Genomic DNA, 15,255 nt, shown 5'->3' with positions numbered 1-15,255 from the left:
CAGATCACGCTCACTCCGCTGCGGTCAGCATGTGCCCGGAGGCGAGGCGCGAGCATTCCGCCATCACGGCGGACGCACGCGCGATTGGGTTGGTCAGGTAGAAGTCCTCGACCAGAGGCTTGAACGGCGCCTTCTCCGGCGAGCCGCCCTTCCCCGCCAGCTTCTTGATCTGGTCGGCGGCGCCGGCCTCGATCTGGTCGAGACGGATCAGATGCGGCACGGCCTTGAAGATCGCCTGACGCAGGGCGGCAAGCGAGTCATAGCCGAGCTTCTTACCGAGCGCTTCCGACAGCGCGCGGATGATCGCCCAGTCCTCGCGGGCTTCGCCCGGCGGGAACGCGGCACGGCCGGTCATCTGCACGCGGCCTTCGGTATTGACGTAGATTGCGGACTTCTCGGTGTAGGCGGCCGCCGGCAGGATCACGTCGGCGCGGTGCGCGCCGCGGTCACCATGGGTACCGATATAGACGACGAAGGTGCCATCCGGCGCCTTGATCTCATCGGCCCCTAACAGGAACAACAGGTCCAGCGTTCCGAACGTCGTCATCTGGGCCGCGTTCAGCCCACCCGCGCTGGCGGAGAAGCCGATGTCGAGCGCGCCGACGCGCGAGGCGGTCTCGTGCAGCACGCCAAAACCGTTCCAACCGTCCTTCACCGCACCGACATCGAGCGCGAGCTTGGCACTGGCGGCGAGGATGGCGGCACCGTCGTGACGCGAGGCCGCGCCCGCGCCGACCAGGATGATCGGGTGCTTGGCGTTCTTCAGCACCTCCATGAAGGAGTGCTTGCCCGCCGCGAGCTCGCCGAGCGTCTCGGTGCCCGCGCCGAGATGGTCATAATCGTAAGTCAGGTCGACCTTGGCGCCGATCACACCGATCTTGAAGCCGCCGGCGCGCCAGCGCTTGCGGATGCGGGCGTTGAACACGGCCGCCTCTTTGCGCGGATTGGCGCCAATGATGAGCAGCGCGTCGGCCTGCTCCACGCCTACGAGCGTTGGGTTGAAGATGTAGGAGCCGCGGCCGAGCGCGGGATCGAAGGCGTCGCCGCCCTGCACCGCCAGATTGCCCGAGCCGTATTTGGCGAGCAGGTCCTTCAGCGCGAACATCTCCTCGACACCGGCGAGGTCGCCGGCGATCGCACCGATGCGCTTGCCGTCGGTGCGCGCCGCCTTGGCCGCGATCGCGGCGAAGGCCTCGGGCCAGCTCGCCGCACGCAGCTTGCCGGCTTCGCGGATATAGGGCCGGTCGAGGCGCTGGGTGCGCAGGCCGTCGACGATGTGGCGGGTCTTGTCGGAGATCCATTCCTCGTTCACGGCCTCATTGATGCGCGGCAGCACACGCATCACCTCACGGCCGCGCGTGTCGACGCGGATCGCCGATCCCAGGCCATCCATCACGTCGATCGACTGGGTCTTGCCGAGCTCCCAGGGGCGCGCCGCAAACGCATAAGGCTTCGAGGTCAGTGCGCCGACCGGGCAGATATCGACGAGATTGCCCTGCAATTCCGAGGTCAGGGCGTGCTCGAGATAGGTCGTGATCTCCATGTCCTCGCCGCGGCCGGTCGCACCCATCTCGGGCGCGCCGGCGACTTCCGCCGAGAAGCGGACGCAGCGCGTGCACTGGATGCAGCGGTTCATCGAGGTCTTGACCAGCGCGCCGAGATATTTGTCCTCGACCGCGCGCTTGTTCTCGGCGAAGCGGCTGGTGTCGACACCGTAGCCCATCGCCTGGTCCTGCAGGTCGCACTCGCCGCCCTGGTCGCAGATCGGGCAGTCCAGCGGATGGTTGATGAGAAGGAATTCCATCACGCCTTCGCGTGCCTTCTTCACCATCGGCGAACGCGTCGAGATCTCCGGCGGCTCGCCCTTGGGGCCCGGACGGCAGTCGCGCACGCCCCAGGCGCAGCTTGCGACAGGCTTCGGGCCGCCCTTCACTTCGACGAGACACATCCGGCAATTGCCGGCGATCGACAGCCGCTCGTGATAGCAGAAGCGCGGAATCTCGGCGCCCGCGGCCTCGCACGCCTGGAGCAGCGTGTACTCGGCGGGCACATCGATCTCTTTGCCGTCGATGATGAGCTTGGTCATTTATCCTACTCCGCCGCGACCATGTTCACGGGATCGCGGACGCCGATATCGTCGATGTCGGCCCTGTGCGAATACTGGTCGATGCGCGCTTCGATCTCGTGACGGAAATGGGCGATCAGGCCCTGGATCGGCCAGGCCGCCGCGTCGCCGAGCGCGCAGATGGTGTGGCCCTCGACCTGTTTCGTCACTTCAAGCAGCATGTCGATCTCGCGCTTGTGGGCGCGGCCTTCGGCCATGCGGGTGAGCACGCGCCACATCCACCCCGTGCCCTCGCGGCACGGCGTGCACTGTCCGCAGCTCTCATGCTTGTAGAAATAGGAGATGCGGGCGATCGCACGGATCAGGTCGGTCGACTTGTCCATCACGATGACGGCCGCGGTGCCGAGGCCCGAGCGCAGCTTGCTCAAGCTGTCGAAATCCATCGGCGTGTCGATGATCTGCTCGGCCGGCACCATGCGGACGGAGGAGCCGCCCGGGATCACTGCCTTGAGGTTGTCCCAGCCGCCGCGGATGCCACCGCAATGCTTGTCGATCAGTTCACGGAACGGAATGCCCATGGCCTCTTCGACGTTGCAGGGCCGCTCGACATGGCCGGAGATGCAGAAGAGTTTGGTGCCGACATTGTTCGGACGGCCGATGCCGGCGAACCACGCCGCGCCACGGCGCAGGATGTCCGGCGCAACCGCGATGGACTCGACGTTGTTGACGGTGGTCGGGCAGCCGAACAGGCCGACATTGGCCGGGAATGGCGGCTTCAGCCGCGGCTGGCCCTTCTTGCCTTCGAGGCTTTCGAGCAGCGCGGTCTCTTCGCCGCAGATATAGGCGCCGGCGCCGTGGGCGACGTAAAGGTCGAACGGCCAGCCGTTGACGTTGTCCTTGCCGATCAGCTTGGCCTCATAGGCCTGGTCGATCGCGGCCTGAAGGCGCTCGCGCTCGCGGATGAATTCGCCGCGGACGTAGATGTAGCAGGCATGCGCGTTCATCGCGAAGCTCGCGATCAGGCAGCCCTCGACCAGGAGATGCGGATCGTGCCGCATGATCTCGCGGTCCTTGCAGGTGCCGGGCTCGGATTCGTCGGCATTGACGACGAGGTAGCTCGGCCGGCCGTCGGTCGATTCCTTCGGCATGAACGACCATTTCAGGCCGGTCGGGAAGCCTGCGCCGCCGCGGCCGCGCAGGCCCGACGCCTTCATCTCGTTGATGATCCAGTCGCGGCCCTTGTCGATGATGGCCTTGGTGCCATCCCAGGCGCCGCGGCGCCGCGCACCCTCGAGCCCCCAATCGTGGAGGCCGTAGAGGTTTTTGAAGATGCGGTCCTTGTCCTCGAGCATATCAGTGCTTTCCGATCAACGATTGGACTGCCTGTAGGCAAGTCCGGCGGCGCAGACGGCAAAGGTCAGCGCCCAGAGCAGACTGGTTTCCAGCGACGCGTTCAGGCTGAAACGCTGCAGCAGGAAAATGAACGTGGCCGCCACGGCGGCGTGCATCGCGATGAAGCCCCACTTCTTCATGGCACCGCTCCCCTGCACTGAAGGTGACGAGAGATCACGCATCAGGTGATCTCCTTCAGCGTGGTCGGCCCGGTGATCGGCGCCGAGAACTGGCGGCCGTTCTGCGGGCCGGGCTTGGGCGGATTGCCCGATGCAAAACCGTCGAGCACCTTGCCAAAGCTCTCCTTGGTCAGGTCCTCATAGGTGTCCTTGCCGATCAGCACCATCGGCGCGTTCACGCAGGCGCCCAGGCACTCCACCTCCTCCCAGCTGAAATTGCCGTCCTTGGACAGATGGAAGGGTTCGTGATGGATGCGGTGCTCGCAGACGTGGATCAGATCCTCGGCGCCGCGCAGGCGGCACGGCGTGGTGCCGCAGACCTGGACGTGGGCCTTCTTGCCGACGGGGGCGAGCTGGAACATCGTGTAGAAGGTCGCAACTTCCAGCACGCGGATATAGGGCATATCGAGCATGTCGGCGATGACGCGGATCGCAGCTTCCGACACCCAACCCTCGTTCTGCTCCTGCGCGCGCCAGAGGATGGCGATGACAGCGGAGGCCTGGCGTCCGGCCGGATATTTCGCGATCTGCTGCCGCGCGAATGCGAGGTTCTCCTCCGTGAACGCAAAGCTCGCGGGCTGGACTTCCTTCGGTGCTAATCGGCGAACGGACATCTCTTCAATCTCTCACTGCATGCGGCGCGCGGACTTGGCATTCAGATTCTTGGCATTCAGGGCATCGATCCTGTCCTGCCAGAATGCGCTTGCGGTGCCGAAAACGTTGTAGCCGACGTGGGTCGAGACCTTGATGCGGTCGAGGATCGACAGCTCGGTCACGGTCTCCATCCGGTTGCTGCGCGGATCGAACACGATCAGCTTCAGCGGGGTCTGCTCGAGAATGTAGCGCGACACCGCATGAGAGCGGTCGCTGCCGTGCTCCTCGCACATGATGACGCTATCGGCCTGGAGCAGCCGCGCTCCGCCCTTGATCGCCTCGATCTCGACGCCCTCGACGTCGAGCTTGATCAGATACTTGCCGCTGGAGGCAACCTTGCCATCGTCGATCAGGTTGTCGAGCGCGATGACAGGCACCTCCTCGCCGCCCACTGAGGGATCGCCGGCGATGCTGAAGGCTTCATGCTTGGTGCCGGACAAGCGCGCGGTGCCGCGCGATGCACCGATCGCGCATTTCATCGTCTCGAAGCGGCCCTCGTTGATGCGGGCATTGTTGGCGAGCTTCGGATAGTTCTGGCCCGACGGCTCGATCGCGATCGCCTTGTGCGAACCGAACGGCCTGCTCGACACCAGCACCGACCAGTAGCCGTAATTGGCGCCGCAATCGAGCAGCGTGTAGTCGACGTCGACGGAGTCGGAAAACAGCAGCTCGAGCTCGTCTTCGTAATTGTAGGAGCGGTTGAGCAGCTTGCTCCAATAGCCGTCGCCGTAGGGGAACTCGAACACGGCGTCGGGATTGAGCCTGATCGCGATGTTGCGCTTGGGCAGCGTCTTCGCCAGCAAATTGGCGCAGGCGATGTAGCCCATATGCGAGAAGTGCGAGGAGATCTTCGATCCCGTCACCAGCGCCAAGGCAGCCGTCCGCTCCCACAGGTTGGCCCCTTCAAGGGCCCCCGAGGCACGGTCAAACTGGATTGGCGCCTGCGCCATCACCGATCGACCTCTCCGAACACGATGTCGAGCGAGCCGAGGATCGCCGAGACGTCGGCGAGCAGATGGCCGCGGCAGACGTGGTCCATGGCCTGGAGATGGGCAAAGCCCGGCGCGCGGATCTTGCACTTGTAGGGCTTGTTGGAGCCGTCGGAGACCAGGTAGACGCCGAACTCGCCCTTGGGCGCCTCGACCGCGGCATAGACTTCGCCGGCCGGCACGTGGACGCCCTCGGTGTAGAGCTTGAAGTGGTGGATCAGCGCTTCCATCGAGCGCTTCATCTCGCCACGGCGCGGCGGCGCGACCTTGTTGTCTGCGACGACGACCGGGCCCTTGCCCTCGGGCGCGTTCAGCTTCTGGATGCACTGCTTCATGATGCGCACGGACTGGCGCATCTCTTCCATGCGGATCAGATAGCGGTCGTAGCAGTCGCCGTTCTTGCCGATCGGGATGTCGAAATCCATCTCGGCGTAGCACTCATAAGGCTGCGACTTTCGCAGGTCCCAGGCCGCGCCCGAGCCGCGCACCATGACGCCCGAGAAACCCCACTGCCAGGCCTCCTTGAGCGACACGACGCCGATGTCGACGTTGCGCTGCTTGAAGATGCGGTTGGCGGTGAGCAGACGGTCGAGGTCGTCGACCACCTTCAGGAACGGATCGCACCAAGCCTCGATGTCGTCGACCAGCTTCTGCGGCAGGTCCTGATGCACGCCGCCGACGCGGAAGAAGGCCGCATGCATACGGCTGCCCGAAGCGCGCTCGTAGAACACCATCAGCTTCTCGCGCTCTTCGAAACCCCACAGCGGCGGGGTCAGCGCGCCGACGTCCATCGCCTGCGTGGTGACGTTGAGCAGATGCGACAGGATGCGGCCGATCTCGCAATAGAGCACGCGGATGAGCTGGCCGCGGCGCGGCACCTCGATGCCGAGCAGCTTTTCGGCAGCTAAGCAGAAGGCATGCTCCTGGTTCATCGGCGCGACGTAGTCGAGCCGGTCGAAATAGGGAATCGCCTGGAGATAGGTCTTCTGCTCGATCAGCTTTTCGGTGCCGCGGTGAAGCAGGCCGATATGCGGATCGACGCGCTCGACGACTTCGCCGTCGAGCTCCAGCACCAGCCGCAACACGCCGTGCGCCGCCGGATGCTGCGGGCCGAAATTGATGGTGAAGTTACGGAGATTCTGCGGTTGCTCGTTCATGATCAGCTCTTCGGCCCCGCTTTTTCATCCCCCGGCAACGGATAGTCCGCTCCTTCCCACGGCGAGAGGAAATCGAACTTGCGGAACTCCTGGTTGAGCCTGACAGGCTCGTACACCACCCGCTTCTCCTGGTCGTCGTAGCGGACCTCGACGAAGCCGGTCAGCGGGAAATCCTTGCGCAGCGGATGGCCCTCGAAACCGTAATCGGTGAGGATGCGGCGCATGTCGGGATGGCCGACGAAGAACACGCCGTAGAGGTCGTAGGCCTCGCGCTCGAACCAGTCGGCGCCAGGGAATTCGTCGATCAGCGACGGCACCTGCGTGGTCTCGTCGGCTTGGGCCTTGAGCCGGATCCGCGTGTTCAGCGTCGGGGACAAGAAGTGATAGATCACGTCGAAACGCTTCTCGCGATCCGGATAGTCCACCGCCGTGATGTCGGTGATGTTGACGAAGCGGCAGTTCGGATCGTCGCGCAGGTACTTGACCACCTCGACGATCTTGGCGGCCTCGACGTCCACCGTGAGCTGGTTGAAGGCCACCGAGTGACCGGTAGCGGCGCCCGGAAGCGCGCTAACGATCGTCTGCCCCAGGGCGTCGAGCTTGGCGTCGTCCATGACGTAAAACCTTAGCGTTCGATGGTGCCGGTGCGGCGGATCTTCTTCTGCAGCAGCAGCACGCCGTAGAGCAGCGCTTCCGCCGTAGGCGGGCAGCCCGGCACATAGATGTCGATCGGCACGATGCGGTCGCAGCCGCGCACGACCGAGTAGGAATAGTGATAGTAGCCCCCGCCATTGGCGCAGGAGCCCATCGAGATGACGTAGCGCGGCTCGGGCATCTGGTCGTAGACCTTGCGCAGCGCCGGTGCCATCTTGTTGGTCAGGGTGCCCGCGACGATCATGACGTCGGACTGGCGCGGCGAGGCACGCGGCGCGAAGCCGAAGCGCTCGACGTCGTAACGCGGCATCGAGACCTGCATCATCTCGACCGCGCAGCAGGCGAGACCAAAGGTCATCCACATCAGCGAGCCGGTGCGCGCCCAGGTGATGAGATCATCGGTGGCCGCGACGAAGAAGCCCTTGTCGGACAGCTCGTGCTTAACCTCGAGGAAGAACGGATCATTGGCCCCGACCGGCTTGCCGGTTGACGGATCCAGGATGCCCTTGGGGGCCGGCGCGACGACCGGAGCCAAGGACTGAGTAGGAGGGTTCAATCCCATTCGAGTGCCCCTTTTTTCCATTCATAGGCGAACCCGACCGTCAGCACGGCGAGGAACACCACCATGGACCAGAAGCCGGTCGCGCCAAGCTTGCCGAACGCCACCGCCCACGGAAACAGGAACGCCACCTCGAGGTCGAAGATGATGAAGAGGATGGCGACCAGGTAGAAGCGGACGTCGAACTTCATGCGGGCGTCGTCGAAGGCGTTGAAACCGCACTCATATGCCGACAGTTTTTCCGGGTCCGGCTGCTGGAACGCCACGATGAAGGGCGCGATCAGCAGCACGAGGCCGATGAGGCCCGCGACCCCTATAAAGACAACGAGTGGAAGATAGTTCTCTAGAATGCCGCTCATCGACGAGCCCTTTTTCCCGCAGCCTCGGGACAGCCACGGATTCGTCCGATTTGGAATTATTCTGAGCCTTAGCGCAGTGCACCAATGGGCGCAAGACACGCTCTTTTCAGGCCCTTTGCCGCTCCCAGAACGGTGGAAATCCCGGAATCACCCCGCGCTGGTATGGAGCAGAACAGCTGCCCCAGCAAGGGCGATCCCGATCAGTCCACGCGCGCTCGGCCGTGACGTCCTCGGTTGGGAAGGCGCACTTTATCTAGGCTGGGGCGCAGCAAAGTCCAGACTACAACCAGGACAGGCGCTCCCACTGTCACCCAGGCGACATATTGGCCGGCCTCGCCCCAAAGCAACGCGGCCAGCAAGCCGGTGATGGTGGCGGCCGCCAGCAGGATAGGTGCAGCAAAGACACGTATCCACAGCCGCGAGCGGTCGGGCGAGCCATGCATCACGACGGGACCGGAACTCGTCTGGCGAATGCGTCGGCGCGGGCGGAGGACCGCTTCCGCCGCCGCGCCAGCCAGAGATAGAGGCCGCTGCCGATCACGACGATCGTGAGCACGTCGAGCGCGGCCCAGATCACCTTGAGCGGCATGCCGCCGTAGTCGCCGAAATGCAGCGGCTGCGAGATCAAGAGCGCCTGCAGATAGAGCGGCAGCGCCCGGCTGTCGGCGACCTCCCCGCTTTCGCCGTCCAGCAGGACAGGCTTGAGCAGCCGCGCCGTCAGCGCCGTATCGCCCCGCATGAAGGCAGCGAAATGATGCGAGGACGTGAACGGCGTGCCCGGAAACGCGATGAAGGCGATCTCCATACCGGGAGCCGCCCGCTTCGCGCGCGCGACGACATCATCGAGTGAGGCCAGATGCGCTGGCGGCGGCTTGCCGGCATAGGGTGCGACCATGCTGGCGAGCTCGGTCGCCTTCCACTGGTTCAGCATCAGCTCGGCCCAGGTGTTGACGACGCCGGTCAGCCCGACCACCAGCGCCCAGGCCACCGTCACCACGCCGATCAGGTTGTGCCAGTCGAGCCAGCGCACGCGACGGGAGGCGCGATCGCGGATGGTGGCAAAGCGCAGGCGGCGGGTGAACGGCCAATACAGCACCACGCCCGAGACGATGGCGACGGCGAACAAGAACCCCATCGCACCGAGGAACAGTTTTCCGGCCTGGCCGGCGAACATGTCAGTGTGCAGCTTGAGCACGATCAGCATCGGCCCGACCCCGACAGGCCCGAGCAGCTTGGCGGAGACGGCGTCGAACGCTCGTACCGTCGCATTGTCGGGAACCCCGTCAGGAGCGCTGTTGGTGAAGGCCATCACGATCCCGGGCTCGTCCTTGTCCCAGGAGATATATTGCATCACCCGGCCGGGATCGGCGGCGAGCGCGGCCTCGGCGACGGCTTGCGGCGTCGCGCGCGCCGCGCCCGCATGAGCTTCGGGCTGGGGGGCGTAGCCCAGGAGCTCATCGATCTCGTGGTGGAACACCAGCGGCAGGCCGGTGAGGCAGAGCAGCAGCAGGAACACGGTCGAGATCAGGCTGGTCCAGGTGTGAACCACGGACCAGAGCCTGACCGTGCGCGCCTTCACGATCGCCTCTCCTCGCCTGCGCTTACCATTTGTAGGACACGCTGGCGGTCACGCGCCGGCGGTCGCCGTAGAAGCAGGACGTGGCCGACGCGCAGCTCGCGACGTACATCTTGTCGGTCACGTTGATCACGTTGAGCGCCGTCCGCCAGTTTTGCCATTCGTAGTGAATCGCGAGATCGCCGAGCACCACTGCGGGAACCTCGAGAGTGTTGGCCGCATCGGCCCAGGAGGAGCCGACGTAGCGCACGCCGCCACCGAAACCAAATCCTTCCAGCGGTCCGTCCTTGAAGGTGTAGTCGGCCCAGCCCGAGACCAGGAGCTCAGGCGTGTTGGTCGGCGTCTTGCCGACCAGCGCCGGATCGAGATCTTTGCTGTTGAAGAGATGATAGGCCGTGAAGGAGCCGATCAGCTTCAGCTCCCTTGTGGCATTGGCCACCACTTCGAGCTCGATGCCGCGCGAGGTCACCTCGCCGGTCTGGTTTTGCAACACGGGTACGCTGCCCGGCAATGTCGTCGCGACATTCTGCCGGACCAGATCGAAAGCCGAGACCGTGAAATAGCCATCGAAGCCTTTTGGCGCGACCTTCACGCCGATTTCGGCCTGCTTGCCGGTCTCCGGCAGAAACAGCTGGTTCTGGGCGTTGAGGCCGATGATCGGATTGTAGCTCGTCGAATAGGAGACGTAGGGCGCGATGCCATTGTCGAAATTGTAGATCAGCCCGGCGCGGCCGCTGAACCTGCTGTCGTCGCGGCTGGCGACCAGAGCGCCGGTGTCGCGCGCTTCCTGCGTCGTCTCGACCCAGTCATTGCGGCCACTCAGCACCAGCGTGAAGTTGCCGAGCTTCATCTGGTCCTGAAGATAAGTGCCGGCCTGCTTCTGCGTGATCAGGAAGTTCCGGAACGGAGCGCTCGGTAATGGAACCTCGGCCGATCCATAGACGGGATTGAAGACGTTGATCGCGGGCACGCCGAACCCGAAGGCCTGATAGTCGTCGATCTGGTAGCCCCTCAGGTCGACCCCGAACAGCATCGTATGCCTGACCGGGCCGGTGTCGAAGCGGTACTCAAGCTGGTTGTCGAGATTGGCCTGATTGGCCGTGTTCTTCGCATACCAATTGTACCGATTGAGAGTGGCCGTGTTGATGTCGGCCCAACCGTTGCCGACATAGCCGCGGTAGGTGATGTCGACATGTGCAAAGCGGGCGTTCTGACGGAACGTCAGGTCATCGGTGAGATTGCGCTCGAACTGATAGCCGAGCATCTCCTGCTCGCGCGTGAACTTGTCGACGCTGGGATCGCCGACGAAGAAGCTGGTGGGGATCTTGCCGAACGATGCGCTGGTCACCGTGCCCTGGTAAGGCAGGAAGTTGATGCCGCGGGTGTCCTGCTTCGAGGCCGAGGCCAGCACCGTCAAGGTCGTGTCGGCATCCGGCTTCCAGGTGACTGACGGCGCGATGAAGTAGTTGTTGTCGGGCGTGAAGTTGACCTGCGTGGGGCCGTTCTGGACCTGGCCGACCACGCGTGCGAACAGCTTGCCGTTCTCGGGGCTCGTCGCGACCGGTCCGCCAAAATCGAAGCCGACATAGGCATTGCCGAAATTGTTGACCCCGGTCTCGACGTAACGGATCGGCTCGACCGGCGGCATCTTGCTGATGACGTTGACGATGCCGCTCGGGCTCGATCCACCATACAGCACCGCCGACGGGCCGCGCAGCACCTCGACGCGCTCCATGTTGGGCGTCTGCAGCTTCCAGCTCGCATAGGACGTGTAGAACAGCTGCATGCCGTCGAGGAACAGTCCGATGTCCTCGGACTTGAAGCCGCGGATCAGCCACCAGTCGTTGCGGGTATCTGTGCCAAACGTTCCGGCGCGCACGCCGGCGGTGTAGCGCAGCACCTCGTCCAGCTTGTTCGGCTTCTGGTCGCGGATCTGCTCGGCACCGATCACCGACACCGACTGCGGGGTCTCCATGATCGGCGTGTCGGTCTTGGTGCCGGACGAGCTGCGGCCGGCGACGTAGCCGTTCACCGGACCGCGCGGCGTCTCGACGAAGCCGACATTGCGCTGCGGCTGCGGCTTGTTCCTGTTGGCGGTCTGCTCCGACGACCGCGGCGCACGACGCTGAGGGGTCGCCGCTGCGCGGCGGCGCGCTTCCGGCGCCGTGACCGTCACCGACGGAATGTTCTGCGCGCCACCCTGCGCGGACGATTGTGCGAGCGATGCCTGCGGCATCAAGACCCAAGCGGATGCGGTCGCCAACACGGCCGACCGCAGCATTCCAAGACTGTTCAACGCGCCACCCCAAGCTGCATGTTTTGATGCGTCATGCCGCCAGTCCCCGCGGCGACATGCGCTGCGGTGACGCTTATGTGAGGGCGCGCGAATTGCCTAATTGAAAACTTCTTAGAAGAATTCTTAGAAGCACTCCAACATTTCCAGAGATTGCCGAGACATCAGCGCGAATTCTTCTCGCTCTCGAGCATCTCGGCGGCGATCGCCGTGAGCTGATCGACCTGCCGCAGCAGCGTGTGGAACTCGGCTTCGCTCAAATGTTGCAGCAGGCGCCGATTGCGTTCCTGCGCGCCATCGACGATCGCATCATGCGCGGCGAGGCCCGTCGCAGTCAGCGAGATCAGCACCTCGCGGCTGTCCTTCGGGTTTGCCGTTTTCGCGATCAGCTTGCGCGACAACAGGTTTGCCAGCGCACGGCTGATCTGTCCCTTGTCTTGGCCGACGGCCTCGGCGAGCCGCGCCACGCTCATGGGCGGCCGCCGCCCGAGCGAGGCGACAAGACCGAACTCGACCGAGTTCAGTCCTGTGAGACGCTTGTAGCGCAGGATGGCGCCGCGCTTGAGCAGGTTGGCGAGCACCATCAGCCGCGACGACAGCATCGCGGTGACCGGCGCCGCCGGCGCGCTCTCGTCCGTTTCGGACGACGTCGACCCGCCCCTGCTCTCCGTCTCGCTCATGATTCCACCTGTGCCAAGAAAGCCGGGGTGTGCCAAGCCCGGGTCACGGCGGCCTCCCCGACTTGATCCGTCCAAGAGGCATTCGGATGCGCCCACTGACAGTCGACGTGTTCAACGACGCGCTCAAGGGCAGCTATGGCGCGGACGTGGTGCGCTACTCCTGCTCTCGGCCGCGCTCACCACCACGGCGTCCTGCTGATATCGGCCGGGCCGCCGCTTGAGACCGGCCTTCCCTGGCCCGCCCGCAGAAACCTGCCTGATGGCGAGATGAAACCATTTTGCGGAACCCGCGAAACCATCCGGAAACAGAGAGTGCCTAGAAGAAGAGCCCATAGACGGCGGCAAAGCCCGTCGGGAGGCTCAGATGAACCACTCAATTCACTCTGCTGATCGTGCGACCCACCTCAAGATCGTGGTGGTGGCGCTGGTGGCCGGCATTGCGGTGGCCGGCTTCGGGATCGCGGCCCGCACCCATGCCGATTACGCCCAGACCGCCCAGTCCACCCACGTGATGAAGGCCGGCAAGCCAGTGGTGGTGACCAGCGCGGGCACGTCGGAGATTCGCTGAGACGAAAGGTCCGATTTGATGCCAAACGGCCGCCCTCGGGCGGCCTTTTTGATGTCCAGCGACAGGTAAAGACAAGCCGCCAAACCATTGATTTTATGAGATCGAGGGGTGTATTCCGCCATGAAATGGCGCGAGAGACGGGGCTCGAACCCGCGACCTCCGGCGTGACAGGCCGGCGCTCTAACCAACTGAGCTACTCCCGCGTGACACGCAAATGTCTGCGGAACGAGGGGGGGCTTAAAGGCCGGACTTGGTGAAGTCAAGGACGTTGCGTCGTTAGCCGCAACGCCCGCATTTCCTACCAAGCACCGCGTGCAGACAATGCTTAACAGGCCGCGCAGACGCGTAGTCAGTCCATTCCCGAATCGTCTACGCCTCGCGGAACCTCCGGAGTTCCCAGACCATCTTCCTAGAGGACTCCGGCCAGAATCGAGGAGGCAGACATGGCGAAGAAAGCAGCCGCTCCCGCCACCATCACACTCAAGCACCTCGCCGCTGACATCGCGGAGAGCCAGGACCTGTCGAAAAAGCGCGCCGAAGCCGTCCTGACCGACATGGTCGACCTGATCACCAAGCACCTGAAGAAGGGCGACCGCGTCCGGATCGTCGGTCTCGGCATCCTGCAGGTCCGCAAGCGCGCCGCCCGAACCGGCCGCAATCCCGCCACCGGCGAGCCGATCCACATCAAGGCCAGCTGGAAGGTCGCATTCCGCCCGGTCAAGGAACTGAAAGAGGCGATCTAGCAATTACTTTTCCTTAAGCCCGATCCGACCTCGTTCCGGCCGCAACGCGGCCCGCTTTTCTGGTATATCGCCTTGCTCATCTGACCCGGCGGTTTGACCAGAAATGTCCTCCCTCACCTTTTCGCATACCGTGACCGAGCGCTTCCTGCGCTACGTCACCATCGACACCCAGTCCGATCCGGATTCCCCGGCCTCGCCCTCGACCGAGAAGCAGAAGGATCTCGGCCGCGTGCTCGCCGCCGAGCTGAAGGCCATGGGCGTTGAGGATGCGCATCTCGACGACTACGGCTATGTCTATGGAACGATCCCCGCCAACACACCTAAGAAGGTGCCGGTGATCTGCTTCTGCTCGCACATGGACACCTCGCCCGACGTCACCGGCAAGGACGTCAAGCCGCAGGTGGTGACGAACTATCGCGGCGGCGACATCGTGCTGCCTCGCGACACCAGCCAGGTGATCCGATTCGCCGAGCACCCTGCGCTGAAGAGCCAGATCGGCAACGACATCATCACGACCGACGGCACCACGCTGCTGGGGGCCGACAACAAGGCCGGCGTTGCCGAGATCATGGATGCCGCGCATTTCTTCATCAACAATCCCGATGTGAAGCACGGCACCATCAAGATCCTGTTCACCCCGGATGAAGAGATCGGCCGCGGCGTCGACAACGTCGATTTGAAGAAGCTCGGCGCCGATTTCGCTTACACCATGGACGGCGAGAGCGCCGGCTGCGTCGAGGACGAGACGTTCTCGGCCGATGGGGCCACCATCACCATCAACGGCGTCAGCGCCCATCCCGGCTATGCCAAGGGCAAGATGGAGCACGCGATCAAGATCGCAGCCGCCATCGTCGAGCGCCTGCCCAAGGAAGGTTGCTCGCCGGAGACGACCTCGGGCAAGCAGGGCTTTCTGCACCCGGTCGGCATCGAGGGCGCGCTGGAACAGGCGACGCTCTCCTTCATCGTCCGCGACTTCACCGAGGAAGGGCTGAAGGAAAAGGAGGTCCTGCTCGAGACCATCGTCAAGGACGTGATGAAGGATTATCCGCGCTCGACCTACACGTTCGAGGTGCGCGAGCAGTACCGCAACATGAAGCAGGTGATCGACCGTCACCCGCACGTGCTCGAATACGCCATCGAGGCAATCCGCCGCGCCGGCCTGCGCCCGATGCGCACCGCGATCCGCGGCGGCACAGACGGCTCGCGCCTGTCCTTCATGGGTCTGCCCTGCCCCAACATCTTCGCCGGCGAGCACGCGTTTCATTCGCGGCTGGAATGGGTCAGCCGGCAGGACATGGAGAAGGCGGTGCAGACTATCGTCCACCTTGCGATGATCTGGGAAGAGCGGGCGTAAGGCCACCGCGACAGGACGCGGGGCCAGCACGGC

The 15,255-nt window shown here is 64.2% G+C and carries 16 protein-coding genes and 1 tRNA gene; 4 read left to right on the top strand and 13 right to left on the bottom strand.

Annotated features, from left to right (window positions below):
• Positions 1-10: 10 nt before the first annotated feature.
• From nuoG to XH85_RS21960, 12 genes are all read right to left on the bottom strand, one after another.
• Positions 11-2,086, bottom strand: coding sequence for an NADH-quinone oxidoreductase subunit NuoG (gene nuoG, locus XH85_RS22020; protein ID WP_128933447.1), 2,076 nt, complete (start codon positions 2,084-2,086; stop codon positions 11-13).
• 5 nt (positions 2,087-2,091) lie between these two features.
• Complete coding sequence (gene nuoF, locus XH85_RS22015) at positions 2,092-3,417, bottom strand: NADH-quinone oxidoreductase subunit NuoF (protein WP_128933446.1); 1,326 nt, start codon at positions 3,415-3,417, stop codon at positions 2,092-2,094.
• 15 nt (positions 3,418-3,432) lie between these two features.
• Positions 3,433-3,639 (bottom strand): hypothetical protein, encoded by a 207-nt coding sequence (locus XH85_RS22010; protein WP_128933445.1) that lies wholly within the window; start codon positions 3,637-3,639, stop codon positions 3,433-3,435.
• The gene (gene nuoE, locus XH85_RS22005; protein ID WP_091885987.1) at positions 3,639-4,250 is read right to left on the bottom strand and encodes an NADH-quinone oxidoreductase subunit NuoE; all 612 of its coding nucleotides are present in this window, start codon (positions 4,248-4,250) and stop codon (positions 3,639-3,641) included. The genes XH85_RS22010 and nuoE overlap by 1 nt, the downstream gene beginning before the upstream one ends.
• A gap of 12 nt (positions 4,251-4,262) precedes the next feature.
• Positions 4,263-5,240 (bottom strand): FkbM family methyltransferase, encoded by a 978-nt coding sequence (locus XH85_RS22000; RefSeq protein ID WP_164935040.1) that lies wholly within the window; start codon positions 5,238-5,240, stop codon positions 4,263-4,265.
• Positions 5,240-6,436, bottom strand: a complete 1,197-nt coding sequence (locus XH85_RS21995; RefSeq protein WP_128933443.1) for an NADH-quinone oxidoreductase subunit D — start codon at positions 6,434-6,436, stop codon at positions 5,240-5,242. Before XH85_RS21995 ends, XH85_RS22000 begins: the two co-directional genes overlap by 1 nt.
• A 2-nt stretch (positions 6,437-6,438) precedes the next feature.
• Positions 6,439-7,050 (bottom strand): NADH-quinone oxidoreductase subunit C, encoded by a 612-nt coding sequence (locus XH85_RS21990; RefSeq protein ID WP_091885996.1) that lies wholly within the window; start codon positions 7,048-7,050, stop codon positions 6,439-6,441.
• An 11-nt stretch (positions 7,051-7,061) separates the two neighbouring features.
• On the bottom strand, positions 7,062-7,652 hold the full coding sequence (locus XH85_RS21985; RefSeq protein WP_164935041.1) for a NuoB/complex I 20 kDa subunit family protein: 591 nt from the start codon (positions 7,650-7,652) through the stop codon (positions 7,062-7,064).
• Positions 7,643-8,008 (bottom strand): NADH-quinone oxidoreductase subunit A, encoded by a 366-nt coding sequence (locus XH85_RS21980; RefSeq protein ID WP_091886001.1) that lies wholly within the window; start codon positions 8,006-8,008, stop codon positions 7,643-7,645. Before XH85_RS21980 ends, XH85_RS21985 begins: the two co-directional genes overlap by 10 nt.
• Positions 8,009-8,450: 442 nt before the next feature.
• The gene (locus XH85_RS21970) at positions 8,451-9,587 is read right to left on the bottom strand and encodes a PepSY-associated TM helix domain-containing protein (RefSeq protein ID WP_128933441.1); all 1,137 of its coding nucleotides are present in this window, start codon (positions 9,585-9,587) and stop codon (positions 8,451-8,453) included.
• A gap of 22 nt (positions 9,588-9,609) precedes the next feature.
• Positions 9,610-11,865, bottom strand: a complete 2,256-nt coding sequence (locus XH85_RS21965; protein WP_128933440.1) for a TonB-dependent siderophore receptor — start codon at positions 11,863-11,865, stop codon at positions 9,610-9,612.
• Between the two features lie 176 nt (positions 11,866-12,041).
• A complete protein-coding gene (locus XH85_RS21960) occupies positions 12,042-12,557 on the bottom strand; it encodes a MarR family winged helix-turn-helix transcriptional regulator (protein ID WP_128933439.1) in 516 nt (171 codons plus the stop codon).
• An 86-nt stretch (positions 12,558-12,643) separates the two neighbouring features.
• Here XH85_RS21960 and XH85_RS47415 point away from each other — a divergent pair, with 86 nt between their 5' ends.
• Positions 12,644-12,778 carry a hypothetical protein gene (locus XH85_RS47415; protein WP_276339517.1) on the top strand — a complete coding sequence of 45 codons (135 nt, stop codon included), beginning with the start codon at positions 12,644-12,646 and terminating at the stop codon, positions 12,776-12,778.
• Between the two features lie 143 nt (positions 12,779-12,921).
• A complete protein-coding gene (locus XH85_RS21955; RefSeq protein WP_128933438.1) occupies positions 12,922-13,125 on the top strand; it encodes a hypothetical protein in 204 nt (67 codons plus the stop codon).
• A 126-nt stretch (positions 13,126-13,251) separates the two neighbouring features.
• On the opposite strand, the gene XH85_RS21950 is transcribed toward XH85_RS21955, so the two are convergent.
• Positions 13,252-13,328: transfer RNA gene (locus XH85_RS21950), tRNA-Asp, on the bottom strand.
• A gap of 240 nt (positions 13,329-13,568) precedes the next feature.
• Between XH85_RS21950 and XH85_RS21945 the strand changes: the two genes are divergently transcribed.
• Positions 13,569-13,868, top strand: a complete 300-nt coding sequence (locus tag XH85_RS21945) for an HU family DNA-binding protein (protein WP_128933437.1) — start codon at positions 13,569-13,571, stop codon at positions 13,866-13,868.
• Between the two features lie 103 nt (positions 13,869-13,971).
• Complete coding sequence (pepT, locus tag XH85_RS21940; protein ID WP_128933436.1) at positions 13,972-15,222, top strand: peptidase T; 1,251 nt, start codon at positions 13,972-13,974, stop codon at positions 15,220-15,222.
• Positions 15,223-15,255: the final 33 nt, after the last annotated feature.

It is taken from the genome of Bradyrhizobium zhanjiangense (assembly GCF_004114935.1).
In the GTDB taxonomy this organism is placed as follows: Bacteria; Pseudomonadota; Alphaproteobacteria; order Rhizobiales; family Xanthobacteraceae; genus Bradyrhizobium; species Bradyrhizobium zhanjiangense.
The sequence above is the reverse complement of the archived record's forward strand: the minus strand, read 5'-3'. Positions and strand labels throughout refer to the sequence as shown.

Excerpts from the sequence above, each read along its gene's own strand:
- XH85_RS21995 (WP_128933443.1), bottom strand. The coding sequence starts at position 6,436 with ATGAACGAGCAACCGCAGAATCTCCGTAACTTCACCATCAATTTCGGC.
- XH85_RS47415 (WP_276339517.1), top strand. The coding sequence starts at position 12,644 with ATGCGCCCACTGACAGTCGACGTGTTCAACGACGCGCTCAAGGGCAGC.
- XH85_RS21985 (WP_164935041.1), bottom strand. The coding sequence starts at position 7,652 with ATGGGATTGAACCCTCCTACTCAGTCCTTGGCTCCGGTCGTCGCGCCG.
- pepT (WP_128933436.1), top strand. The coding sequence starts at position 13,972 with ATGTCCTCCCTCACCTTTTCGCATACCGTGACCGAGCGCTTCCTGCGC.
- XH85_RS21965 (WP_128933440.1), bottom strand. The coding sequence starts at position 11,865 with ATGCTGCGGTCGGCCGTGTTGGCGACCGCATCCGCTTGGGTCTTGATG.
- nuoE (WP_091885987.1), bottom strand. The coding sequence starts at position 4,250 with ATGTCCGTTCGCCGATTAGCACCGAAGGAAGTCCAGCCCGCGAGCTTT.
- XH85_RS21945 (WP_128933437.1), top strand. The coding sequence starts at position 13,569 with ATGGCGAAGAAAGCAGCCGCTCCCGCCACCATCACACTCAAGCACCTC.
- XH85_RS21960 (WP_128933439.1), bottom strand. The coding sequence starts at position 12,557 with ATGAGCGAGACGGAGAGCAGGGGCGGGTCGACGTCGTCCGAAACGGAC.
- XH85_RS21990 (WP_091885996.1), bottom strand. The coding sequence starts at position 7,050 with ATGGACGACGCCAAGCTCGACGCCCTGGGGCAGACGATCGTTAGCGCG.
- XH85_RS22010 (WP_128933445.1), bottom strand. The coding sequence starts at position 3,639 with ATGCGTGATCTCTCGTCACCTTCAGTGCAGGGGAGCGGTGCCATGAAG.
- nuoG (WP_128933447.1), bottom strand. The coding sequence starts at position 2,086 with ATGACCAAGCTCATCATCGACGGCAAAGAGATCGATGTGCCCGCCGAG.
- nuoF (WP_128933446.1), bottom strand. The coding sequence starts at position 3,417 with ATGCTCGAGGACAAGGACCGCATCTTCAAAAACCTCTACGGCCTCCAC.
- XH85_RS21980 (WP_091886001.1), bottom strand. The coding sequence starts at position 8,008 with ATGAGCGGCATTCTAGAGAACTATCTTCCACTCGTTGTCTTTATAGGG.
- XH85_RS21955 (WP_128933438.1), top strand. The coding sequence starts at position 12,922 with ATGAACCACTCAATTCACTCTGCTGATCGTGCGACCCACCTCAAGATC.
- XH85_RS22000 (WP_164935040.1), bottom strand. The coding sequence starts at position 5,240 with ATGGCGCAGGCGCCAATCCAGTTTGACCGTGCCTCGGGGGCCCTTGAA.